The sequence below is a fragment of the Neobacillus drentensis genome, from assembly GCF_036965245.1.
Taxonomy (GTDB): domain Bacteria; phylum Bacillota; class Bacilli; order Bacillales; family Cytobacillaceae; genus Neobacillus; species Neobacillus drentensis_G.
The window spans coordinates 47798-69581 of record NZ_JBALPG010000044.1 but is presented as its reverse complement, the minus strand read 5'-3'; the positions used below and the strand labels follow the sequence as shown (position 1 = coordinate 69581).

At 39.4% G+C, this 21784-nt stretch carries 17 protein-coding genes; 15 read left to right on the top strand and 2 right to left on the bottom strand.

The window, feature by feature from the left end:
• The first annotated feature begins 15 nt into the window (after positions 1-15).
• The 3 genes from recN to spo0A all read left to right on the top strand — a co-directional run bounded on the left by recN (position 16) and on the right by spo0A (position 4522).
• Complete coding sequence (gene recN, locus V7150_RS11230) at positions 16-1704, top strand: DNA repair protein RecN (protein WP_335517690.1); 1689 nt, start codon at positions 16-18, stop codon at positions 1702-1704.
• Positions 1705-2089: 385 nt separating this feature from the next.
• Positions 2090-3385, top strand: coding sequence for a SpoIVB peptidase (gene spoIVB / locus V7150_RS11225; protein ID WP_335517688.1), 1296 nt, complete (start codon positions 2090-2092; stop codon positions 3383-3385).
• Positions 3386-3730: 345 nt separating this feature from the next.
• A complete protein-coding gene (gene spo0A, locus V7150_RS11220; RefSeq protein WP_283919344.1) occupies positions 3731-4522 on the top strand; it encodes a sporulation transcription factor Spo0A in 792 nt (263 codons plus the stop codon).
• 78 nt (positions 4523-4600) lie between these two features.
• On the opposite strand, the gene V7150_RS11215 is transcribed toward spo0A, so the two are convergent.
• On the bottom strand, positions 4601-4741 hold the full coding sequence (locus tag V7150_RS11215) for a YycC family protein (RefSeq protein WP_283919343.1): 141 nt from the start codon (positions 4739-4741) through the stop codon (positions 4601-4603).
• Positions 4742-4779: 38 nt separating this feature from the next.
• On the opposite strand from V7150_RS11215, the gene V7150_RS11210 reads away from it, so the two are divergent.
• Positions 4780-5508, top strand: coding sequence for a glycerophosphodiester phosphodiesterase (locus V7150_RS11210; protein ID WP_335517681.1), 729 nt, complete (start codon positions 4780-4782; stop codon positions 5506-5508).
• Between the two features lie 103 nt (positions 5509-5611).
• On the opposite strand, the gene V7150_RS11205 is transcribed toward V7150_RS11210, so the two are convergent.
• Positions 5612-5845, bottom strand: a complete 234-nt coding sequence (locus tag V7150_RS11205; RefSeq protein ID WP_335517678.1) for a DUF2627 domain-containing protein — start codon at positions 5843-5845, stop codon at positions 5612-5614.
• A 187-nt stretch (positions 5846-6032) separates the two neighbouring features.
• On the opposite strand from V7150_RS11205, the gene V7150_RS11200 reads away from it, so the two are divergent.
• From V7150_RS11200 to meaB, 11 genes are all read left to right on the top strand, one after another.
• Positions 6033-8108: a sigma-54 interaction domain-containing protein gene (locus V7150_RS11200; RefSeq protein WP_335517829.1), complete on the top strand. Its 2076-nt coding sequence runs from the start codon at positions 6033-6035 to the stop codon at positions 8106-8108.
• Positions 8109-8239: 131 nt separating this feature from the next.
• Positions 8240-9145, top strand: a complete 906-nt coding sequence (yqiS, locus tag V7150_RS11195) for a phosphate butyryltransferase (protein WP_335517675.1) — start codon at positions 8240-8242, stop codon at positions 9143-9145.
• 28 nt (positions 9146-9173) lie between these two features.
• A complete protein-coding gene (gene bcd / locus V7150_RS11190; RefSeq protein ID WP_335517671.1) occupies positions 9174-10277 on the top strand; it encodes a branched-chain amino acid dehydrogenase in 1104 nt (367 codons plus the stop codon).
• A gap of 71 nt (positions 10278-10348) precedes the next feature.
• A complete protein-coding gene (buk, locus tag V7150_RS11185; RefSeq protein WP_420490277.1) occupies positions 10349-11467 on the top strand; it encodes a butyrate kinase in 1119 nt (372 codons plus the stop codon).
• A 22-nt stretch (positions 11468-11489) separates the two neighbouring features.
• Positions 11490-12911: a dihydrolipoyl dehydrogenase gene (gene lpdA / locus V7150_RS11180; RefSeq protein WP_335517666.1), complete on the top strand. Its 1422-nt coding sequence runs from the start codon at positions 11490-11492 to the stop codon at positions 12909-12911.
• A 36-nt stretch (positions 12912-12947) separates the two neighbouring features.
• On the top strand, positions 12948-13943 hold the full coding sequence (locus tag V7150_RS11175) for a thiamine pyrophosphate-dependent dehydrogenase E1 component subunit alpha (protein WP_335517663.1): 996 nt from the start codon (positions 12948-12950) through the stop codon (positions 13941-13943).
• Positions 13944-13955: 12 nt separating this feature from the next.
• The gene (locus V7150_RS11170; protein ID WP_335517660.1) at positions 13956-14939 is read left to right on the top strand and encodes an alpha-ketoacid dehydrogenase subunit beta; all 984 of its coding nucleotides are present in this window, start codon (positions 13956-13958) and stop codon (positions 14937-14939) included.
• Between the two features lie 15 nt (positions 14940-14954).
• Positions 14955-16262, top strand: a complete 1308-nt coding sequence (locus V7150_RS11165; RefSeq protein WP_335517657.1) for a dihydrolipoamide acetyltransferase family protein — start codon at positions 14955-14957, stop codon at positions 16260-16262.
• Positions 16263-16577: 315 nt separating this feature from the next.
• Positions 16578-18455, top strand: coding sequence for a methylmalonyl-CoA mutase subunit beta (locus V7150_RS11160; protein WP_335517654.1), 1878 nt, complete (start codon positions 16578-16580; stop codon positions 18453-18455).
• On the top strand, positions 18436-20634 hold the full coding sequence (gene scpA / locus V7150_RS11155; RefSeq protein WP_335517651.1) for a methylmalonyl-CoA mutase: 2199 nt from the start codon (positions 18436-18438) through the stop codon (positions 20632-20634). Before V7150_RS11160 ends, scpA begins: the two co-directional genes overlap by 20 nt.
• A complete protein-coding gene (gene meaB, locus V7150_RS11150) occupies positions 20635-21759 on the top strand; it encodes a methylmalonyl Co-A mutase-associated GTPase MeaB (protein WP_335517648.1) in 1125 nt (374 codons plus the stop codon). It abuts the gene before it with no gap.
• Positions 21760-21784 lie beyond the last annotated feature (25 nt).

Sequence of the window (21784 nt, the reverse complement as noted above, 5' to 3'; positions counted from 1 at the left end):
TTGGGGGAGAGTTTCTTGTTAGCAGAATTATCAATAAAAAATTTCGCCATTATCGAAGCCCTATCCATCTCTTTTGAAAAAGGATTAACCGTTTTAACCGGTGAAACAGGCGCCGGAAAGTCCATTATAATTGATGCGATTCATTTACTAGTAGGCGGAAGGGGATCAGCCGATTTCGTCCGTCACGGAGAAGAAAAGGCAGAAATAGAAGGTTTATTCCAACTTGATGACCCAAACCATCCAGTTATGATTAGAGCACTCGAATTTGGGATTGACATTGAAGAAGGAATGGTAGTTTTACGTCGAGATATTTCCAGAACAGGAAAAAGTGTTTGTCGTGTAAACGGAAAATTGGTTACAATATCAACGCTTCGAGAAATTGGCGGCACCCTTGTTGATATCCATGGCCAGCATGAGCATCAGGAATTGATGGATGAGACAAGACATTTGCCATTGCTTGATCAATTCGGATCTGAAGAAATACAAGATTCACTGGGCGAATACATACAGGTATTTCGACGATATGAGCATACATTACATAAGCTTAAACATTTGAGTGAAAATGATCAGCAAACAGCACATCGTCTGGATTTAATTCAATTTCAATTAGATGAAATTCAAAAGGCCGATTTAAAACCCCGTGAAGATGAGGAACTTTCCGAGGAAAAAAGAAAACTGGGCAATTTCGAACGTGTATTTGAAGCGATCCAATCAGGCTATACAGCCTTACATGGTGAACAGAAGGGGCTTGATTGGATTGGGATGGTCATGGGCTACCTTGAAGATGCTGCCACACTGGATTCGGCCTATAAAGAAATATTTGAATCCATATCAAACAGCTTTTATCAATTGGAGGATACAGCTCGTTCTTTAAGAAATGAATTAGATGTATTAGAGTACGATCCTGGGCGGTTAAATGAAATTGAAGACCGATTAAATGAAATTAACCAACTAAAACGCAAATATGGCAAAACAATTGATGAAATAGTTGAGTATGCGATAAAAATTGAAGAAGAAATTGAAACACTTCAAAATAAAGAAACACATATTGGAGAATTGGAAAAAGAACTAACTTCCATTCGAAAAGACTTAGTTCTTGAAGCTAAGCAATTAACCGAACTCCGTCATAAATGGGCTGAAAAGCTAACAAAATTAATCCATAAAGAACTAAAAGAATTGTATATGGCGAAAACGGTTTTTGAAATTCGTTTTGAATCCAATCTTCAGCATTTTTCAAAAAATGGAGTCGACCATGTCGAATTTTATATTTCAACGAATCCAGGAGAACCATTGAAGCCATTATCAAAAGTTGCATCTGGAGGAGAATTATCACGAATCATGCTGGCTCTAAAGAGTATTTTTTCCAAGCATCAAGGAGTTACTTCCATTATTTTCGACGAAGTGGATACTGGTGTTAGTGGGAGGGTTGCTCAATCTATTGCAGAAAAAATTTATAAAGTTGCGTCAGGTTCACAGGTTTTGTGTATATCCCATTTACCACAAGTGGCAGCTATGGCTGATACACATTTATTTATTGCCAAGATTATTAAAGGGGGAAGAACAAAAACATCTGTCACTCCTTTAGGTGTTGAAGAAAAAATTAAAGAAATTGGCCGGATGATTTCTGGTGCAGAAATCACTGATTTAACGAAAAAACATGCAGAGGAATTACTGTATTTAGCAGAAGAAAATAAAATAAGGTGAACCTTTACTCAGTGGTTAATTTATCCCACTGATTGTTAGTCCCGTCCCGTTCTACTGTATCTAATATCAAGGCTAATGCCCTTAATAAAGAGACAGTACGAACCCGATTGGTTCTACTAAGCCGCTAAAAAGACCTCAGCGGCAATTTTCACTGTATCTCACCAATCGGATTTTTACGGGCAGTTTATACTAAATATTTCTTTTTTAGTGCCTTGAAAGTCTTTAGTAGGGGTCTTACTGCTCGTAAAAGCGGGAAAATTTGAAAAGCTATCCAATAAGGGTAGCTTTTTTTATGTTTATACCAGTTATAAATGATTGTCAAGGAGGCAAAATTATAGATGTAGCCATTTAAATGTAGTGAAAAGAAGCGAGGAGAGTGAAAAGTTTGAAGTTAGAAATAATTAGAAAGATTATTGGTGGAATTCTCCTTGTTTCATTAATTAGCCTTATTTTTTTTCAGCCTTTACAGCAATACCTAGCAATACCAAAAAACATTACAGTATTTAAAGGACAGGATTACACATTCCAAAAGGCTGCTCCGGTATCAGCCGCTCTAAAATTCAATTCTCATAAATCGAATATCACACTTGATCAGGATAAACATTCGGTATCAGTGATAGCAACTGAAAAAGGCAAAAATGAAGTGCTTTTAGAATATGCAGGTATCCCTATTAAAAAGGTCGATGTACATGTCTTAAATGATTTTAGAGTTATACCTGGCGGTCAATCAATCGGTGTTAAGTTAAATACTGTAGGCGTTTTGGTTGTTGGCCACCATTTAATTAACACCGTTAATGGGAAAAAGTCTCCAGGTGAACTTGCAGGAATAAAAATTGGAGATATTATCACAGAAATTAATGGAAACAAAATTGAAAAAATGACTGATGTTGCACCATTTGTGCAAACAGCAGGACAAGATGGTAAAGCCCTCGATATGGTAATAAGTCGAGAAAGCGGCAAATTTATCACTAAACTTACTCCATTAAAAGATAAAGAGGAAAACACCTATAAACTTGGTTTATATATTAGAGATTCAGCAGCTGGAATTGGGACAATGACCTTTGTTCATCCTCAATCTAAAAAATATGGTGCCCTTGGACATGTAATTTCAGACATGGATACAAAACAACCAATTGTGGTTGAAGATGGCCAGATAGTTCGTTCTACGGTAACATCCATAGAAAAGGGAAGTCATGGAGATCCAGGTGAAAAGCTTGCCCATTTTTCTACAGATCGTGAAGTTGTTGGTAATATTCAAAAAAATAGTCCGTTCGGTATTTTTGGTGAATTAAATAAAGAGTTAAAAAATGGTGTCATGGATAAACCACTGCCAATAGCTTTATCCCATCAAGTAAAAGAAGGACCAGCGAAAATTTTAACAGTGGTGAATAATGACCAAGTTGAAGAATTTAATATCGAAATTGTTAGCACAATTCCGCAAAAATTTCCAGCTACAAAGGGTATGGTTATAAAAGTAACTGATCCTAAGCTCCTCGAAAAGACAGGTGGAATTGTTCAAGGCATGAGTGGAAGTCCGATCATTCAAGATGGAAAGCTGATTGGAGCCGTTACACATGTTTTTGTCAATGATCCTACCTCAGGATATGGGGTGCATATCGAGTGGATGCTAAATGAAGCTGGAATTAATATATACGAAACACCAAAAAATAAAGCGAGTTAAAATTGAAAAGGGTAGCACAGTTTTAGCGAATTGCACTAGCCGATGGGTGCTGACCTAGTAAGCCTTTTAAGCAAAATAGGTATATTTCCCCTATTTTGCTTCTTTTTTTTCTAAAAATAATTCGACAAAATTCAGTTACATTTTGGAAATAGTGCGAAATTAGTCGAAAAGAGAAGGAAAACAAAGAAAAGATAAGATTTTATCACTATTTTAAGAAATATTAAAAAAATGAGAGGAATTTTTGTTGCATTGTCGAATTTCTAATTTAGAATAGAATTAAGAGATGACATATGATTAGAGCGTAAATGAAAATAGAGATCTGATCTGAATGAGGAGGAACTGGAATTGAAGAAGATAAGGGTTTGTGTGGTGGATGATAATAGGGAACTAGTTGGATTATTAGAGGACTATATTTCGTCCCAGGATGATATGGAAGTTGTAGGAATTGCTCATAATGGTCAGGAATGCCTAGATATGTTAGCAACAACCGACCCTGATGTACTTGTATTAGATATTATCATGCCGCATCTTGACGGTTTGGCTGTGCTTGAGCGCTTACGCGAGATAAAAAAAGGCACACTTCCAAATGTCATTATGCTAACAGCTTTTGGCCAAGAAGATGTAACAAAAAAAGCTGTTGAACTTGGTGCTTCTTATTTTATCCTAAAACCATTTGATATGGAGAATCTTGGTAGTCACATAAGACAAGTTAGCGGAAATACTAATACATTTTCTCGAAAGGCACCTACAACAAGTTACAGGTCTCAATCAGAACAAAAACCGAAAAATTTAGATGCAAGTATTACAAGCATTATTCATGAAATTGGAGTTCCGGCGCATATTAAAGGCTATTTATATTTACGTGAAGCCATTTCTATGGTTTACAACGATATCGAGCTTTTAGGTTCAATCACAAAAGTGTTGTACCCGGATATTGCCAAAAAATATAATACGACAGCAAGCCGTGTAGAACGGGCCATTCGTCATGCCATCGAAGTGGCATGGAGTCGCGGAAATATCGATTCTATTTCCAGCCTTTTTGGTTATACCGTTAGTATGTCAAAAGCAAAGCCAACAAATTCCGAATTTATCGCGATGGTTGCAGATAAATTACGACTTGAACATAAGGCCTCTTGAAATGAACAGTAAATATATAAAAGCCTTCATTTCAATGAATGAGGGCTTTTTCTTTATATTACTTATATGAGGTAGAAATCAATTTTTGTTTTCCTTCTCCAATTCCATTAGTTTTTGAATGAGAATGTGTTGTGGCATATGCATAAGCTGTTCTATCGGTAAATTTAGTTTCTGAGATAGTTTTAGAGCTGTTTCGGGTGATAATTGTAAAGGTTTCATTTGATATTCCTCCATATTTAAAGTTGGGAAGTGAAATGATGACACAAATTTTCGCACATCGTGGTTACTCGACTTCTTTTGCTGAAAATACTATGGGTGCTTTTATAGAAGCTGAAAAGGCAGGTGCAGATGGATTAGAACTCGATGTCCAATTGACAAAAGATGGTGAAATCGTTGTAATCCATGATGAAAAAGTGGATCGAACTACAAGTGGGACCGGATTTGTTAAAGATTTTTTATATAAGGAAATTAGAAAATTAAATGCTAATAAAAAAGGTGTTAAAAAGGAAGTGATCCCTTCTTTAGCTGAAGTTTTTGAATGGATGAAAACAAATAAGCTGATTTGTAATATCGAACTAAAAAATGGCCTGATTCCATATGAAGGCATGGAAGAAAAGGTCCTCCAGCTTGTTCGTAAATATGGTCTAATGGACAGAATTATTATTTCCTCTTTTAATCACTATAGTATCGTCCATTGCTATAGGATTGCACCGGAAATTGAAACGGCTCCACTTTTTATTGAAGGAATTTATATGCCGTGGATTTATGCACAGTCAATAAGAGCGAAGGGGATTCATCCAAAGCATTCGGCAATCTCAGATAATATTTTTATTAATACAATGGAAAATGGGATTGCTGTTCGTCCCTATACCGTTAATAAAGATTTCGATATGCACCGGCTCTTTAATATTAATTGCACAGCAATTATAACAGACGATCCAGTTAAGGCACTTCGAATAAGAAAACAATATGAAAAGAGACCATAACGGCCTCTTTTTTCGCCGAAAGGAAAGTAAACTTTCCTTTCAGGCATAAGTGCAACTACGCCTCTGTCTTCGCCCTTAGGGCTCGCCAAACGGCGAGTTTTCTTTACTTTTTAAACCTTTCTTGAACCTTATTTCTTTTACGGTCCCGGCGAAAAATAAATCCTGCTACAAACCCAAGACCGCCAATAAATAAGAGTAAACCGACCAGGAATTGCAGCCAGAGATTTGGAAAGGGTGCTTGAAGAATTCCAAAAGTCATATCGCGCATTAATTTTATTCCAAAAGCAGCTAATGCACCTGGAATCACTAATATTATGAGGGCAATAATACGTATCATAAATAAATCCTTCCGATATCAGTTTTCATATAGCAGCATATTTCAATTATAACTCATGAAAATATTATTACATAGATGAAAATTGTCAAGGTTTGTTTTTAGATATAAAATAGTTATGAAGAAAATTGCATGTTTTATCTAAGATGGGATGAAAAAAATTTCTCGACTTAAAAAAGGGGTAGAAAAGATGCAAAACATTATGATTGTTGGCGCCGGAAAAGGTGGAACGGCAATCTTAAAAATTTTGAAAGAATCAGAAGTTCTAAAGGTCGATGTAGTCATTGACCGGAACCTGGATGCGCCAGGTGTTTTATTGGCTCAAGAAGAAGGAATTAAAACAGGAACAAACTGGAGACCCTTTCTTACTGAAGACATTGATATTATTATCGAGGTAACTGGGAATGACACCGTTTTTCAAGAATTGCGAGATGCTAAAAATAAGAAGACAATTTTAATTCCAGGTAGTGTTGCCTTCCTTGTTTCAAAATTAATGGAGGAAAAAGAAGAACTCGTCGCTAAGCACAAAAATGAATCTTATCAGCAGGAACTGATTTTCAATGCCACCAATGATGGAATGTTGGTGATTGATAATCATGGAAAGGTGATTTTGTTTAACAAACGAGCAGAAGAAATTATGGGGGTAAAAAAAGAGCAGGCAATTGGAAAAGCTGTCTTAGAAGTCATTCCAACAAGCAGGCTTCCAATTATTCTTGAAACAAGGAGAGTTGAAGCAAACCAAGAAATGGTATTGAGTAATGATCGAAAAATCATTACAACCCGGATTCCAATTATTGAAGAAAATGGAACATTAATGGGGGCTTTCGCAGTCTTTAAGGATATTACAGAAGTTGTGAATTTAGCAGAAGAAATCACCGATTTAAAGGAAATCCAAACCATGCTGCAAGCGATCATCCATTCAAGTGATGATGCCATTTCCGTTGTCGATGAGAATGGGAGGGGAATCCTTATTAATCCTGCATATACCCGTATTACAGGTCTTTCTCAAGAACAAGTAATTGGGCAACATGCAACAGCAGATATCTCTGAGGGTGAAAGTATGCATATGAAGGTGCTGCAAACCAGGAGAGCTGTACGTGGCGTGCCGATGAGAGTAGGGTTAAATAAAAAGGAGGTAATTGTAAATGTCGCACCGATCATCGTCAAAGGGAAATTAAAGGGCAGTGTTGGTGTCATTCATGATATGTCAGAGATGAAATCATTAAGCAGAGAATTAAACCGAGCCAGGCAAATTATCCGTACTCTTGAGGCTAAATACACCTTTGAGGATATAATCGGTCAATCTGAGGAAATGATGCTTGCGATTGAGCAGGCAAAGCTAGGAGCAAAAACACCTGCAACCGTCCTTCTCCGAGGAGAATCGGGAACAGGTAAAGAGTTATTTGCCCATGCGATACATAATGCAAGTGATCGGAAATACAACAAATTTATTCGCGTCAATTGTGCTGCTATTTCAGAAACATTATTAGAAAGTGAATTATTTGGTTATGAGGAAGGAGCCTTTTCGGGGGCCATCCGTGGAGGCAAACGGGGTCTTTTTGAAGAAGCGAATAATGGCAGTATCTTTCTAGATGAAATCGGGGAACTTTCTGCGAATACTCAGGCAAAGCTGCTAAGGGTCCTGCAGGAAAATGAAATCACCCGTGTCGGTGGCACAAAGCCTGTCACAATTAATGTCAGGGTCATTGCAGCAACCAATGTTAATTTAGAAAAGGGTATTGCCAAAGGTTCCTTTAGGGAAGACTTATATTATCGTTTAAATCGCATGCCTATTCAAATTCCACCGCTTAGAAAACGAAAAGAAGAGATTCCTGTTTTATGTGATAGGCTTATTCAAAAAATAAATCGAGATTATGGCCGGAATGTTGAAGGGATTACGCAAGCCGCATTACTTCAATTATTTGGGTATGACTGGCCGGGAAACGTACGAGAATTAGAAAATATTCTAGGCAGGGCAATAATTTTTATGAATTATTATGAGACATTCATCGATGTCCATCATTTACCAGAGATAAAAAATAAAAAAATTGGTAGTGAACCTTCCATAACAAATTCAAGTGATTCCTTCGGATTAGACCAATCATTATCAGAAATGCTGGATGAGTACGAAGCAAAAATTATTCAGCAAACACTTTTACGTTTAAACGGTAATAAAACTTTAACAGCCAAAACACTTGGCTTGTCTGTGAGAAATTTGTATTATAAACTCGAAAAATATAATCTTGAAAAAAATAGCACGCAATAAATTTCATGGTATGAAATTTTTTTCAATGTATCATCAAGTGAAATAAAACGTTTTCATAAAAAAGTTTTGGCACAGTTCTTGCATATTAATATATCGGAGTTGTAGTAAGAGGAGAAAGGGTTGATGACAACTTGTTGTTGGATTCACTTATAGAGAAAGCAACCCAGGAGGGCATAAATACGGTTGCAGTGGCCGCGGCTGAAGATACTGAAGTCATCGAAGCTGTGCTCGATGCATTAGACCGAAATCTTGCTCATTTTATCCTGTTCGGTGATAAAGAAAAAATTATTTCCCTCATCGAAATGAAAAAGCACAAACTAATTAACAGTAATACTATAAAAATTGTTGAAGCCGGTTCTATTGCCGCTGCCGCTGAATTAGCTGTTAAGGCTGTTTCTAACAAAGAGGCAAATGTTTTAATGAAAGGCAACATTCCAACTAATATCCTTTTAAAAGCTGTCCTGAATAAGGAATATGGACTTAGAACAGGAAATGTTTTATCGCATGCTGCTTTTTTTGAAATTCCTGGTTACAATCATTTTACCATTGTAACGGACGCTGCTATGAATATTGCCCCTGACTTAGAACAAAAAGCACAAATAATTAAAAATGCTGTTTCATTAGCCAAGTCCGTTGGAATCGATACTCCAAAAGTGGCGCCTATCGCTGCTGTTGAGGTAGTAAATCCTGCAATGCAGGCAACTGTGGATGCGGCTGCATTAACAATGATGAATAAACGAGGGCAAATACCAGGCTGCATAGTGGATGGCCCTCTTGGCCTTGACAATGCAGTTTCAGCACTGGCAGCTGAACACAAAGGGATATCGAGTGAAGTCGCCGGAAAAGCTGATATTTTATTGGTACCTACTATTGAGGTTGGCAATGTATTATATAAATCATTAATTTATTTTGCCAAGGCAAAGGTGGGTGCCGTGATTGCTGGAGCTAAAGCACCGATTGTGTTAACATCTAGAGCTGATTCTGCTGAAAGTAAGCTCTATTCTCTTGCGTTAGCGTTATGCTGTATAAAAAAATAGATATTCAACATTCGAGGAGGAAATATTCATGGAAATCTTCAAGTACTTAGAAAAATATGATTATGAACAAGTGGTATTCTGTCAAGATAAGCAATCAGGATTAAAAGCAATTATCGCAATTCATGATACAACACTCGGTCCTGCATTAGGCGGTACCCGTATGTGGACATATGCATCAGAAGAAGCAGCCATTGAAGATGCCCTTCGCCTTGCGAAAGGAATGACGTATAAAAATGCAGCAGCAGGTTTAAATCTTGGCGGTGGTAAAACAGTTATCATTGGCGACCCTCGCAAAGATAAAAATGAAGAGATGTTTCGCGCATTTGGCCGTTACATCCAAGGGCTAAATGGTAGATACATTACAGCAGAAGATGTGGGTACAACTGTTGCTGATATGGATTTAATACACGAAGAAACAGATTATGTTACGGGAATATCTCCGGCATTTGGATCATCAGGCAACCCTTCCCCAGTAACAGCATTCGGTGTTTACCGTGGAATGAAAGCTGCAGCGAAAGAAGCCTTCGGATCTGATTCACTTGAAGGAAAAATAGTTGCAGTTCAAGGTGTTGGGAATGTAGCTTATACTCTTTGCCAATATTTACATGAAGAAGGCGCACAGTTGATTGTAACGGACATTAATAAAGAGGCTGTTAATCGAGCGGTAGAAGCATTTGGTGCACGTGCTGTAGATCCGGATGAAATTTATGGTGTTGAATGTGATATTTACGCTCCATGTGCTTTAGGGGCAACAATAAATGATGAAACAATCCCTCAATTAAAAGCAAAAGTAATTGCAGGCTCGGCTAACAATCAATTAAAAGATACTCGTCACGGCGATATTATCCATGAAATGGGTATTGTATATGCTCCGGATTACGTAATTAATGCCGGTGGTGTCATCAATGTTGCCGATGAGCTTTATGGCTACAACCAAGAACGGGCAATGAAAAAAGTGGAACAGCTTTATGCAACGATAGAAAAAGTTATCGAAATTTCAAAACGTGATGGTATTCCAACATACGCTGCCGCTGACCGGATGGCGGAAGAAAGGATTGAAAGAATCCGTAATTCTAGAAGCCAATTCCTGCAAAATGGCCATCACATTCTAAGTCATAGAATCTCAAGATAAGCATAAAAAAAATGGCAGAGCGCTGAATAGAGATTCAGCGCGTTTGCCTTTAAATTAGATGTTTTTGTTAAATGGAGGTCACTACGTTGCCAGATAAAGAGTATCGGATTCTCATCATCAACCCAGGCTCAACATCTACCAAGATCGGAGTCTTCGATAATGAAATTTCCATTTTTGAAAAAACCATCCGCCATGAGTCTGAAAAAATAAATTCCTATGCAAATATAATTGATCAATATGAATTTAGAAAAAATACCATTTTGGAAACACTGGATAATGAAGGAATTAATATTTCTAAATTATCGGCTGTTTGTGGACGCGGTGGATTGCTGCGTCCGATTGAGGGAGGAACATATGCAGTTAATGATTCGATGTTAAATGATTTACGTTCTGGTTTTTCCGGTCAGCATGCATCGAATCTCGGAGGTATAATAGCCTACGAAATTGCCTCAGCCCTTAATATTCCGTCCTTTATTGTCGATCCGGTTGTTGTAGATGAACTTGACCCGATTGCAAGGATATCGGGCTTCTCCTTAATTGAACGGAAGAGTATCTTCCATGCGTTAAACCAAAAAGCTGTCGCAAGGAGAGTCGCAAAGGAATTAGGAAAAAAATACAACGAATTAAATTTGATAATGACCCATATGGGTGGCGGAATTACCGTTGGTGTTCATAAAAAGGGTAAAGTTGTGGATGTCAACAATGGTTTACATGGTGACGGGCCTTTTAGCCCTGAGCGCGCTGGAACTGTTCCTGCAGGTGATTTAGTAGCGCTCTGTTTTTCAGGTGAACATTATCGGGAAGAAATCATGAAAAGACTAGTTGGCCAAGGGGGGCTTGTTGGCTACCTAGGCACAAATGATGCAGTAAAAGTGGAACAGAGAATTGAAGCTGGAGATCAAGAAGCAAAGCATGTTTATGATGCTATGGCATATCAGGTTGCCAAGGAAATTGGGGCGGCAAGTGCTGTCCTTTCAGGCAAAGTGGATGCTATTGTCTTAACAGGCGGTCTTGCATATGGAAAAGGCTTTGTGAAATCGATCACCGATCGAATTAATTGGATTGCGGATGTTATTGTTCATCCGGGTGAAAATGAACTCCAAGCATTAGCTGAAGGAGCACTTCGTGTCTTGCGTGGTGAAGAAGAAGTAAAAGTATATCCAAGAAATTTTAAAACTGCAAAAATTTGAGGAAATAGGGGAGGTAACATAAGTGGCACAAGAATACGATTTGGTCATTCTTGGCGGTGGAACAGGCGGTTATGTAGCTGCCATTCGCGCCTCACAACTTGGCTTAAAAACTGCTATTGTTGAAAAAGGAAAACTAGGAGGCACATGTCTTCATAAAGGCTGTATCCCAAGTAAGGCACTTCTACGAAGTGCAGAGGTTTTTGCTACGTCGAAACATAGTGACGACTTTGGGGTTATTACTAGCGAAGTATCTTTGGATTTTGGTAAAGTACAAGAAAGAAAAAATAAAATTATCGACCAACTACATAAAGGTGTCCAACATTTAATGAAGCAAGGGAAGATTGATGTGTATGAAGGACTTGGCCGGATTCTTGGCCCATCGATTTTTTCACCAATGCCGGGAACAATTTCGGTTGAAATGAACAATGGCGATGAAAACGAAATGCTGATACCTAATAATGTAATTGTTGCTACTGGTTCAAGGCCAAGGACGCTTCCAGGACTTGAAATCGACGGAGATTATGTGATGTCTTCTGACGAAGCATTGCAGCTAGAAGCACTTCCAAGTTCAATTATCATTGTTGGCGGCGGTGTAATTGGCATTGAATGGGCATCCATGCTATCTGATTTTGGAGTGGAGGTCACGGTTATAGAGTATGCCGATCGCATTATTCCTACAGAAGATAAGGAAATTTCAAAGGAAATGCAACGATTGATGAAGAAAAAAGGGATTAAACTCGTAACAAGTGCTAAGGTTCTCCCTGAAACGCTTGTTAAGGATAACGGGGTTGTCATTTCTGCAGAGGTAAAAGGTGGAGTGAAAGAATTTAAAGCTGAAAAACTCCTAGTTTCTGTTGGTCGTCAGGCAAATATAGAAGGAATTGGACTTGAAAATACAGAAATTCAAGTAGAAAAAGGCTTTATTGCCACAAATGAATTTTTCCAAACAAAGGAATCACATATTTATGCGATTGGCGATGTAATAGGTGGATTGCAGTTGGCACATGTGGCCTCACATGAGGGGGTTGTAGCTGTCGAGCATATTGCTGGAAAGGACCCGATTCCATTTGATTATAATTTAGTTTCTAGATGTATTTATAGTAATCCAGAGGTGTCAAGTGTAGGAATAACAGAGGATCAGGCAAAAGAAAAAGGCCATAAGGTGAAGGTTGGTAAGTTCTCTTTCAGGGCTATTGGAAAGGCACTAGTTTTTGGAGAATCAGATGGATTTGTTAAAATTGTTGCAGATGAGGAAACCAATGATATTCTAGGGGTGCATATGATTGGTCCACATGTTACTGATATGATAACTGAAGCTGGTCTCGCTATGGTATTAGATGCAACACCATGGGAAATCGCTCATACGATCCATCCACACCCAACTTTGTCAGAAGCAATTGGTGAAGCTGCACTGGCCGTCGATGGGAAAGCGATTCATTCCTAAATAATGTTTTCTGAACAAATGGGAGGTAAGAATTATATGATAGAAAAGCGTCATGAAGCTTTAGGTTTAAGCGACGAAAAAGTGTTGGAAATATATGAAACGATGCTTTTGGCCCGCCGAATTGATGAGCGGATGTGGTTATTGAACCGTGCTGGGAAAATACCATTCGTTATTTCATGTCAAGGTCAGGAAGCAGCTCAAGTAGGAGCAGCTTTTGCGTTAGATAAGGAAAAAGATTATGTCCTTCCATATTATCGTGATATGGGTGTTGTGTTAACTTTTGGGATGACTCCGAAGGAACTAATGCTTTCAGGGTTTGCCAAGGCAGAAGATCCAAACTCAGGCGGGCGGCAAATGCCAGGACACTTTGGTCAAAAGAAAAATCGGATTGTCACAGGTTCATCTCCGGTTACCACTCAAGTTCCGCATGCAGTAGGGGTTGCACTTGCCGGTAAAATGGAAAGAAAAGACCTTGTTACCTTTGTTACCTTTGGTGAAGGTTCTTCTAACCAAGGCGATTTCCATGAGGGTGCGAATTTTGCCGGTGTGCATAAACTTCCGGTCATTTTCATGTGTGAAAATAATAAATACGCGATTTCCGTTCCAATTGAAAAACAATTAGGTTGTGAAAAGGTATCTGATCGGGCAATTGGTTATGGAATGCCAGGGTTTACAGTTGATGGGAACGATCCACTCGAGGTATATAAAGCTGTGAAAGAAGCTGCAGACCGTGGACGCCGCGGCGAAGGTCCTACTTTAATTGAAACAGTTTCCTATCGTTTGACACCGCACTCTTCTGATGATGATGACCGTTCATACCGGGCTCCTGATGAAGTTGCCAAAGCAAAAACACAAGATCCAATCATCACATTTGGTGCATATTTAAAAGAAGCCGGTGTCATGAATGATGAGTCAGAAAAAGAAATCAATGATCGCGTCATGAAATTGGTAAATGAGGCCACTGATTATGCTGAAAATGCTCCGTATGCTGCACCTGAGGATGCATTGAAATATGTTTATGGGGATATGTAAGGGGGACGGAACATGGCAGTAATTTCTTATATTGATGCAGTAACAATGGCTATTCGTGAAGAAATGGAACGAGATCCAAAGGTTTTTGTCCTTGGTGAAGATGTTGGAGTAAAAGGTGGCGTTTTTAAAGCTACTCAAGGTTTGTATGAGCAATTTGGCGAAGAAAGAGTGATTGATACACCACTCGCCGAATCCGCAATTGCGGGGGTAGGAATCGGTGCGGCTATGTATGGCATGCGTCCGATTGCTGAAATGCAATTTGCTGATTTTATCATGCCAGCAGTCAATCAAATTATTTCGGAAGCAGCAAAAATCCGCTACCGCTCGAATAATGATTGGAATTGTCCAATGGTCATACGGGCACCATACGGTGGCGGAGTTCATGGAGCACTTTATCATTCCCAATCAGTTGAAGCAGTATTTGCCAACCAGCCTGGATTGAAAATTGTTATGCCTTCCACACCTTATGATGTAAAAGGGCTATTGAAAGCAGCAATTCGTGATAATGATCCAGTGTTATTTTTCGAGCATAAACGTGCCTATCGTTTAATTAAAGGTGAGGTACCGACAGAAGATTATACGCTGCCAATCGGAAAAGCCGATGTCAAGCGTGAGGGAGAAGACATCACCATTATTACGTATGGACTATGTGTTCATTTTGCTCTCCAAGCCGCAGAGAAACTAGCAAAGGATGGAATCTCTGCACATATTCTAGATTTGCGTACCGTCTATCCACTTGATAAGGAAGCGATTATTGAAGCGGCATCAAAAACAGGTAAAGTTCTCCTTGTTACCGAGGATACAAAAGAAGGCAGCATTATGAGTGAAGTGTCTGCGATTATTGCTGAAAATTGCTTATTTGAGTTAGATGCTCCAATTATGCGTCTTGCTGGACCGGAAGTACCGGCAATGCCATATGCACCAACAATGGAAAAATTCTTTATGGTAAATCCTGATAAAGTGGAAAAAGCAATGCGCGAGCTTGCTGAGTACTAAGGAGGTTTGGAAAAAGTGGCAATAGAACAAATCAAAATGCCTCAATTAGGGGAAAGTGTAACCGAAGGTACAATCAGTAAGTGGTTAGTATCTGTCGGCGACAAAGTCAATAAATACGACCCCCTTGCAGAGGTAATGACAGATAAAGTGAACGCAGAAGTCCCATCCTCCTTTACAGGTGTGATTAAAGAACTAATTGCAGGTGAAGGCGATACCTTAGCGGTGGGAGAAATTATTTGTACGATTGAAGTGGATGGCGGCAACATTGAGGAGACTCCAGCAGCGAGCATCGAACAAAAGGAATCGACTGACGATGCTGTAGTGCTGGCTCAAGAAGAGCAAGGTAACAAGGCCCGTTATTCACCAGCAGTGCTTAAAATTTCTCAAGAACATGGCATGGATTTAACACAAGTGTCAGGTACCGGTGCAGGTGGACGCATTACAAGAAAAGACCTGCTGAAATTAATTGAGTCAGGAAATATTCCATCAGCCGGACAAAAGATAGAACAGCAGAAAGAGCCAGTAGCTGTCTCGGCTTCCAAACTAGAAGTGACAAAGTCTGCTTCCATTCAGCCGGCTTCAACGCCAGCTGCACCTGCAGTGAATATTCCAGTTGCCGCTGGGGACATTGAAATTCCAGTTACAGGGGTTCGAAAAGCAATTGCTGCAAATATGCTGCGCAGCAAGCATGAAGCACCGCATGCTTGGACAATGGTTGAAGTCGATGCAACGAATTTGGTTGAATATCGAAACTCTCTCAAGGACGAGTTCAAGAAAAAAGAAGGCTTTAATTTAACTTTCTTCGCTTTCTTTGTGAAGGCAGTTGCGCAAGCCTTAAAAGAATTCCCGCAGATTAATTCGATGTGGGCCGGAGAAAAAATCATCCAAAAGAAGGATATTAATATTTCAATTGCGGTTGCTACAGATGATGCTTTATTTGTACCTGTTATTAAGAATGCAGATGAGAAAACAATTAAAGGAATTGCCCGTGAAATTTCAGAGCTTGCTGTAAAGGTTAGAACGGGGAAATTGAAGTCTGACGATATGCAGGGTGGAACATTCACAGTGAACAATACAGGTTCTTTTGGCTCTGTTCAATCAATGGGGATTATTAATTACCCACAGGCTGCGATTCTGCAGGTGGAGTCCATTGTCAAGCGTCCGGTGATTATGAATAATGGCATGATTGCAGCCCGTGATATGGTGAACCTATGTATGTCTCTTGATCACAGAGTATTAGATGGACTTGTTTGCGGCCGATTCTTACAACGTGTAAAGGAAATTCTGGAAAATACTTCAAAATCAACAACTTCGATTTACTAAAAAATCACCGCTGCAACAGATGCAGCGGTGATTTTTTTATAGTCGCCCATAATGGTGAAAATTAAAGAAGTGCTGTATCCAATCAGGTAATTTGGAGGCCAAATCGGAGGAAATAGCGGGTGAAATGTACCCAATTGGAGTTATTGTCTACCAAAATAGAGAACAATCACTGAACCCAGTCACTACTTTTAAATGTTTGTAACTCTTAACTAATGACGGTTTTCATTGCCTGAATTGTGTTTGTACCATAAAATAGTATTTAGTAGAATTAATTGAATTTTAATTTAATTAGCTAAGCGGAAGGAGGAGAGAATTTTGGAGAAAATAAAAAGTCAGTCTTTTGCTCTAAAGACAAAGTATGAATGGAAAGAAAAAGCGGAGGCATCTCTAAAGGGAAAAACGGTTGAATCCTTACAAACAACTACATATGAAAATATAATTTTGAAACCGCTTTACACCAAACAGGATGAGCAGCCCGTTGGAGAGTTTCCAGGTGGTTCAGATTTCAGAAGAGGAATTTACCCACTTGGATATATAACAAATGAATGGAAGGCAGCACAGCGTATTTCCTATCAAACACTGGGAGAATTGCAGGAGAAACTTCATAAATCATTTGAAAAAGGGCAATCTGCTATTTCTTTTGAAGTAAAAAAGGTATTGTTTGAGTCGGAAGAAAGCCTGGTAAACATTATAGTGGAATCTTATCAACACTACCCATTTGCTATTAACGCTAGAGATTTACAAACTTCATTTCTTGCCGTGGCAGCTAGATTGGATAAGCTCGATCAAATTAACGGATATATCGGTTCCGATCCAATTGCGTTATTTGTTGAAGAAGGTCTTATTTCTGAAAAATTTTTCACTGAATGGGTAAAGGACATTCAGATCTCAATGAGAAAATTCCCTAACTTACGCACGATTTTAATTGATACTGTTCCCTATCATAATGGAGGGGGAAATGCCGTTCAAGAACTTGGGATTGCTCTTGCAGAAGGGGTATATTATCTCGAAAAGCTGCAGGAAACCGGAATGGATCTGGAAGAAATTCTAACGAAAATGATTTTCCAATTCTCTATTAGCAGTAACTATTTCATGGAGATTGCCAAACTACGGGCAGCAAGAGTACTGTGGAATCGAATTACTGAACTTTATGGTGCGAAAGATGACGTCCGTGGAATGATCATTGCAGCTGAAACTTCTTCTTTTACTAAAACCATTCATGACCCGCATGTAAACCTACTTCGGGCTGGGAATCAAGCCTTTGCAGCTGTAATTGGGGGCGTACAATATTTACATGTAAGTCCTTACGATGAATATACTGGAGCAACTCCGTTTTCCGAGAGAATAGCTAGAAATATCCAACTTCTCTTAAAAGATGAAGCACATCTGAAAAAAGTGATTGATCCTGCTGGGGGTTCTTGGTATGTGGAGGAATTAACAAATCAGCTGGCTGAAAAAGCGTGGCAATTTTTCCAGCAAATCGAAGCTCACGGGGGTATATTTGAAGTTTTAAAATCCAATTGGCTGCAGCAGGAAATTGCTGCTGTTTATGAAAAAATGAATATGGATACTCAAACAAGAAAGCAAAGTATTGTCGGAACAAATGTCTATGCTAATTTAGATGAAAATGTAGCTAAAAAACCACTTTTAAAGGAAAATTCCCATTTTGCAGGCGGAGATCATTCGTTAATAAAAATTGAGGCTATTTACGGAAGGAGATTAGCCGAACCATTTGAAGAATTACGAAGTAAGGCAAAGAGTCTTAAAGAAAAAATAGGTACTACCCCATCTGTTGGCATGCTTTGTCTTGGTGAATTAAAACAGCATAAAGCCAGGCTTGATTTCATGAAGGGATTTCTTGCAGCTGGTGGTATAAAAGCAGTAGAGAGTAAACCTATTTTATCAATTGAGAATGCCAGACAGTTTATTTCAGAACAATCTGTTAACTGCTTTTGCCTTTGTGGCACAAATGATCAGTATGAAATGATAGGGCACGAAATTCTAACCTTATTAATATCTGAATTCCCTGAGCGAAAATTTTATTTAGCGGGACTTCCTGAAAGAGAAAACCAATCCCGGTGGATGGATGATGGAATAACCCAATTTATTCACACAAAAAGCAACTGTTACGAAACCCTATCGGTAATCCTTAATGATATGGAGGTGAAGACAATTGAAGAAACAAAAGCCTGATTTTCAAAATATATCTTTGTTTGATAAGCAGAAACTCATAACAAAAGAGGAATGGCATGAAAAAATAAAACAGGAAATTGAAACTTCCATTGACGATTTACTATTTGAAACAAATGAGCAAATTGCCATTAAATCGCTTTATACAAAAGAGGATCGGGAAGGGTTAGAACATATTGATGATCTTCCAGGACTGCCGCCATATACTAGAGGGCCTTATCCGACGATGTATGTGAACCGTCCATGGACGGTCAGACAGTATGCAGGGTTTTCAACTGCTGAGGAAAGCAATGCCTTTTACCGCCGCAATCTTGCAATGGGACAAAAGGGATTGTCGGTCGCCTTTGATTTAGCTACCCACCGGGGCTATGATTCTGATCATCCACGTGTAGTGGGAGATGTTGGTAAAGCGGGTGTAGCGATAGATTCTATACTTGATATGAAGACACTCTTTGAAGGGATACCGTTAGATCAAATGTCCGTTTCGATGACCATGAACGGAGCCGTTTTGCCAATCCTAGCATTCTTCATCGTGACAGCTGAAGAACAAGGTGTAAGTCAAGAAAAACTTTCGGGAACGATCCAAAATGACATTTTAAAAGAATATATGGTTCGTAACACGTATATTTACCCGCCAGAAATGTCAATGAAAATCATTGCGGATATCTTTGAATATACGTCCAAATACATGCCGAAGTTTAATAGTATCAGTATTTCAGGCTACCACATGCAAGAAGCAGGTGCACCAGCGGACTTGGAATTGGCTTATACATTAGCTGATGGACTGGAATATGTTAGGACTGGTCTAAAAGCTGGGATTGAAATCGATTTATTTGCCCCAAGGCTGTCGTTTTTCTGGGCAATCGGAATGAATTATTTCATGGAAGTCGCCAAAATGAAGGCGGCACGATTGATTTGGGCAAAAATGATGAAATCCTTCCACCCTAAAAATGAGAAATCATTAGCACTTCGTACCCACACGCAAACATCTGGCTGGAGCTTGACTGAGCAGGATCCTTTTAACAATGTTACAAGAACATTAATCGAGGCACATGCGGCAGCAATGGGTCATACACAATCACTGCATACGAATGCCTTGGATGAAGCAATAGCTTTACCAACAGATTTCTCAGCCCGAATTGCCCGTAACACTCAGTTGTTTTTACAAGAAGAAACTGGAATTACAAACGTAATCGACCCTTGGGCAGGATCTTATTATGTAGAAAAGCTGACCGATGAATTAGTTAATAGAGCTTGGACACATATTGAAGAAATTGAAGGTCTTGGGGGTATGGCGAAAGCAATTGAAACAGGCCTTCCTAAGATGAGAATCGAAGAGGCAGCAGCGAGAAGACAAGCCCAAATCGATTCCGGGACTGAAACAATTATCGGTGTTAATCGTTATCGCCTTGAAAAAGAAGAAGCAATTGATATTTTAGATATTGATAATACTGCTGTCCGGTTAAAGCAAATCGAAAAATTACATGCATTAAAGGCAGGCCGTGATGACCAAAAGGTTGAAGAGGCGCTTAGCGCATTAATAAAAGCAGCGGAAACAGGAGAGCAAAATTTATTAGAGCTTGCGGTTCAAGCGGCAAGAGTGAGAGCAACACTAGGAGAAATTTCCGATGCGATTGAGCGTGTTGCCAGTAGACATAAAGCTGTAATCCGTTCGATTAGTGGTGTTTATAGTACCGCATTTAGTAATGAAGAAGAGATTTTAGAAGTGAAAAAAATGACCGATGAATTTCTTGAGAATGAAGGAAGAAGGCCGAGGATTCTAATTGCAAAAATGGGACAGGACGGACATGACCGCGGGGCAAAGGTGATTGCCACCGCCTTCGCTGACCTTGGGTTTGATGTAGATATTGGCCCATTGTTCCAGACACCAGAAGAAACAGCAATGCAGGCTGTTGAAAACGATGTCCATGTAATAGGGATCAGTTCGCTTGCTGCAGGACATAAAACATTATTACCGCAGCTTGTCGAAGAATTAAAAAATGTAAGAAGGGAAGATATTTTAATCGTCATTGGGGGTGTCATCCCAGCGCAGGATTATCAATTTTTATTTGAGCACGGTGCATCGGCCATCTTTGGTCCGGGAACCATTATCCCTGTTGCGGCGCAAAAGGTAATCAAGGAGATATATAGACAACTCGGTTATGAGGAAGTGGCACAATAAATGGGTACGGATCATAAACCGGAATGGAGCGACCCAAATAACCCTGAAAGCTGTTCAAGCATTGTCAGAAAGGGAGAGGAGCTTGAGAGTCAAGCTGCTATCATTAAAAAAAATATCCGCTTTCAAAAACTCATTTCTTCTGAGCCTACGGTTGAGGAGCTCTATGAAGGGGTCATTAAAGGTGATAGAAGTATTCTCGCAAGGGCGATCACGCTTGTGGAGAGCAATGCCGAGCAGCATTTTAAAAAGGCACAGCAGCTGCTGCAAAAACTGCTGCATAAAAGCGGGAAATCGATTCGGATTGGCATCACCGGAGTTCCTGGTGCTGGTAAAAGCACTTTTATCGAGTCGTTTGGCACCTACCTTTGCAGCTTAGGACATCAAGTAGCCGTGTTAGCCATTGATCCAAGCTCAAGTATTAGCGGAGGCAGCATTCTTGGGGATAAAACAAGAATGGAACAATTGTCAAGAAATCCAAGAGCCTTTATTCGCCCTTCACCAACGGTGGGAAAGCTTGGCGGGGTTCATCGAAAAACGAGGGAAGCGATGTTACTATGTGAGGCTGCCGGTTTTGATGTCATCTTAATCGAAACGGTTGGAGTGGGCCAAAGTGAGGTCATTATTCGGGATATGGTCGATTTTTTCATGCTGCTCGTGCTGACGGGTGCAGGCGACGAGCTTCAGGGGATGAAAAAAGGGATTATGGAACTGGCTGATGCGATTCTCGTTCATAAAGCAGACGGAGCGAATAAACCGAAAGCAGAGCAAACAAGAAATGAGTATAATCGAATCCTCCACTTCCTGCAGCCTGCAACAAAAGGCTGGACAACAAAGGCTTATACATGTTCATCTTTAACCCATGAGGGGATCAGTGAAATCTGGAACGTCATCCAATCATTTGAACAAATAGGGAAAACGTCCGGAGTATTTGATAATAGAAGAAAAAACCAAGCACGGGAATGGCTCTTTTCGATGATAACCGACCAGCTTCAATTCCATTTTTATCATCACAAGGGTGTAAAAAGTGAGCTGCCAAAATTAGAAAATAAAGTGATTGCAGGGGAAACAACTGTTGCTTCTGCTGTTGAAACTTTATTCAATACCTTTTTAGCAATAAAAGAATGAGCTGACGTTTAGGGCTGTTTTCTTA

Excerpts from the sequence above, each read along its gene's own strand:
- V7150_RS11215 (WP_283919343.1), bottom strand. The coding sequence starts at position 4,741 with ATGAAACCTTTACAATTATCACCCGAAACAGCTCTAAAACTATCTCAG.
- V7150_RS11210 (WP_335517681.1), top strand. The coding sequence starts at position 4,780 with ATGACACAAATTTTCGCACATCGTGGTTACTCGACTTCTTTTGCTGAA.
- V7150_RS11205 (WP_335517678.1), bottom strand. The coding sequence starts at position 5,845 with ATGATACGTATTATTGCCCTCATAATATTAGTGATTCCAGGTGCATTA.
- V7150_RS11200 (WP_335517829.1), top strand. The coding sequence starts at position 6,033 with ATGCAAAACATTATGATTGTTGGCGCCGGAAAAGGTGGAACGGCAATC.
- bcd (WP_335517671.1), top strand. The coding sequence starts at position 9,174 with ATGGAAATCTTCAAGTACTTAGAAAAATATGATTATGAACAAGTGGTA.
- buk (WP_420490277.1), top strand. The coding sequence starts at position 10,349 with ATGGAGGTCACTACGTTGCCAGATAAAGAGTATCGGATTCTCATCATC.
- V7150_RS11175 (WP_335517663.1), top strand. The coding sequence starts at position 12,948 with ATGATAGAAAAGCGTCATGAAGCTTTAGGTTTAAGCGACGAAAAAGTG.
- V7150_RS11170 (WP_335517660.1), top strand. The coding sequence starts at position 13,956 with ATGGCAGTAATTTCTTATATTGATGCAGTAACAATGGCTATTCGTGAA.
- meaB (WP_335517648.1), top strand. The coding sequence starts at position 20,635 with ATGGGTACGGATCATAAACCGGAATGGAGCGACCCAAATAACCCTGAA.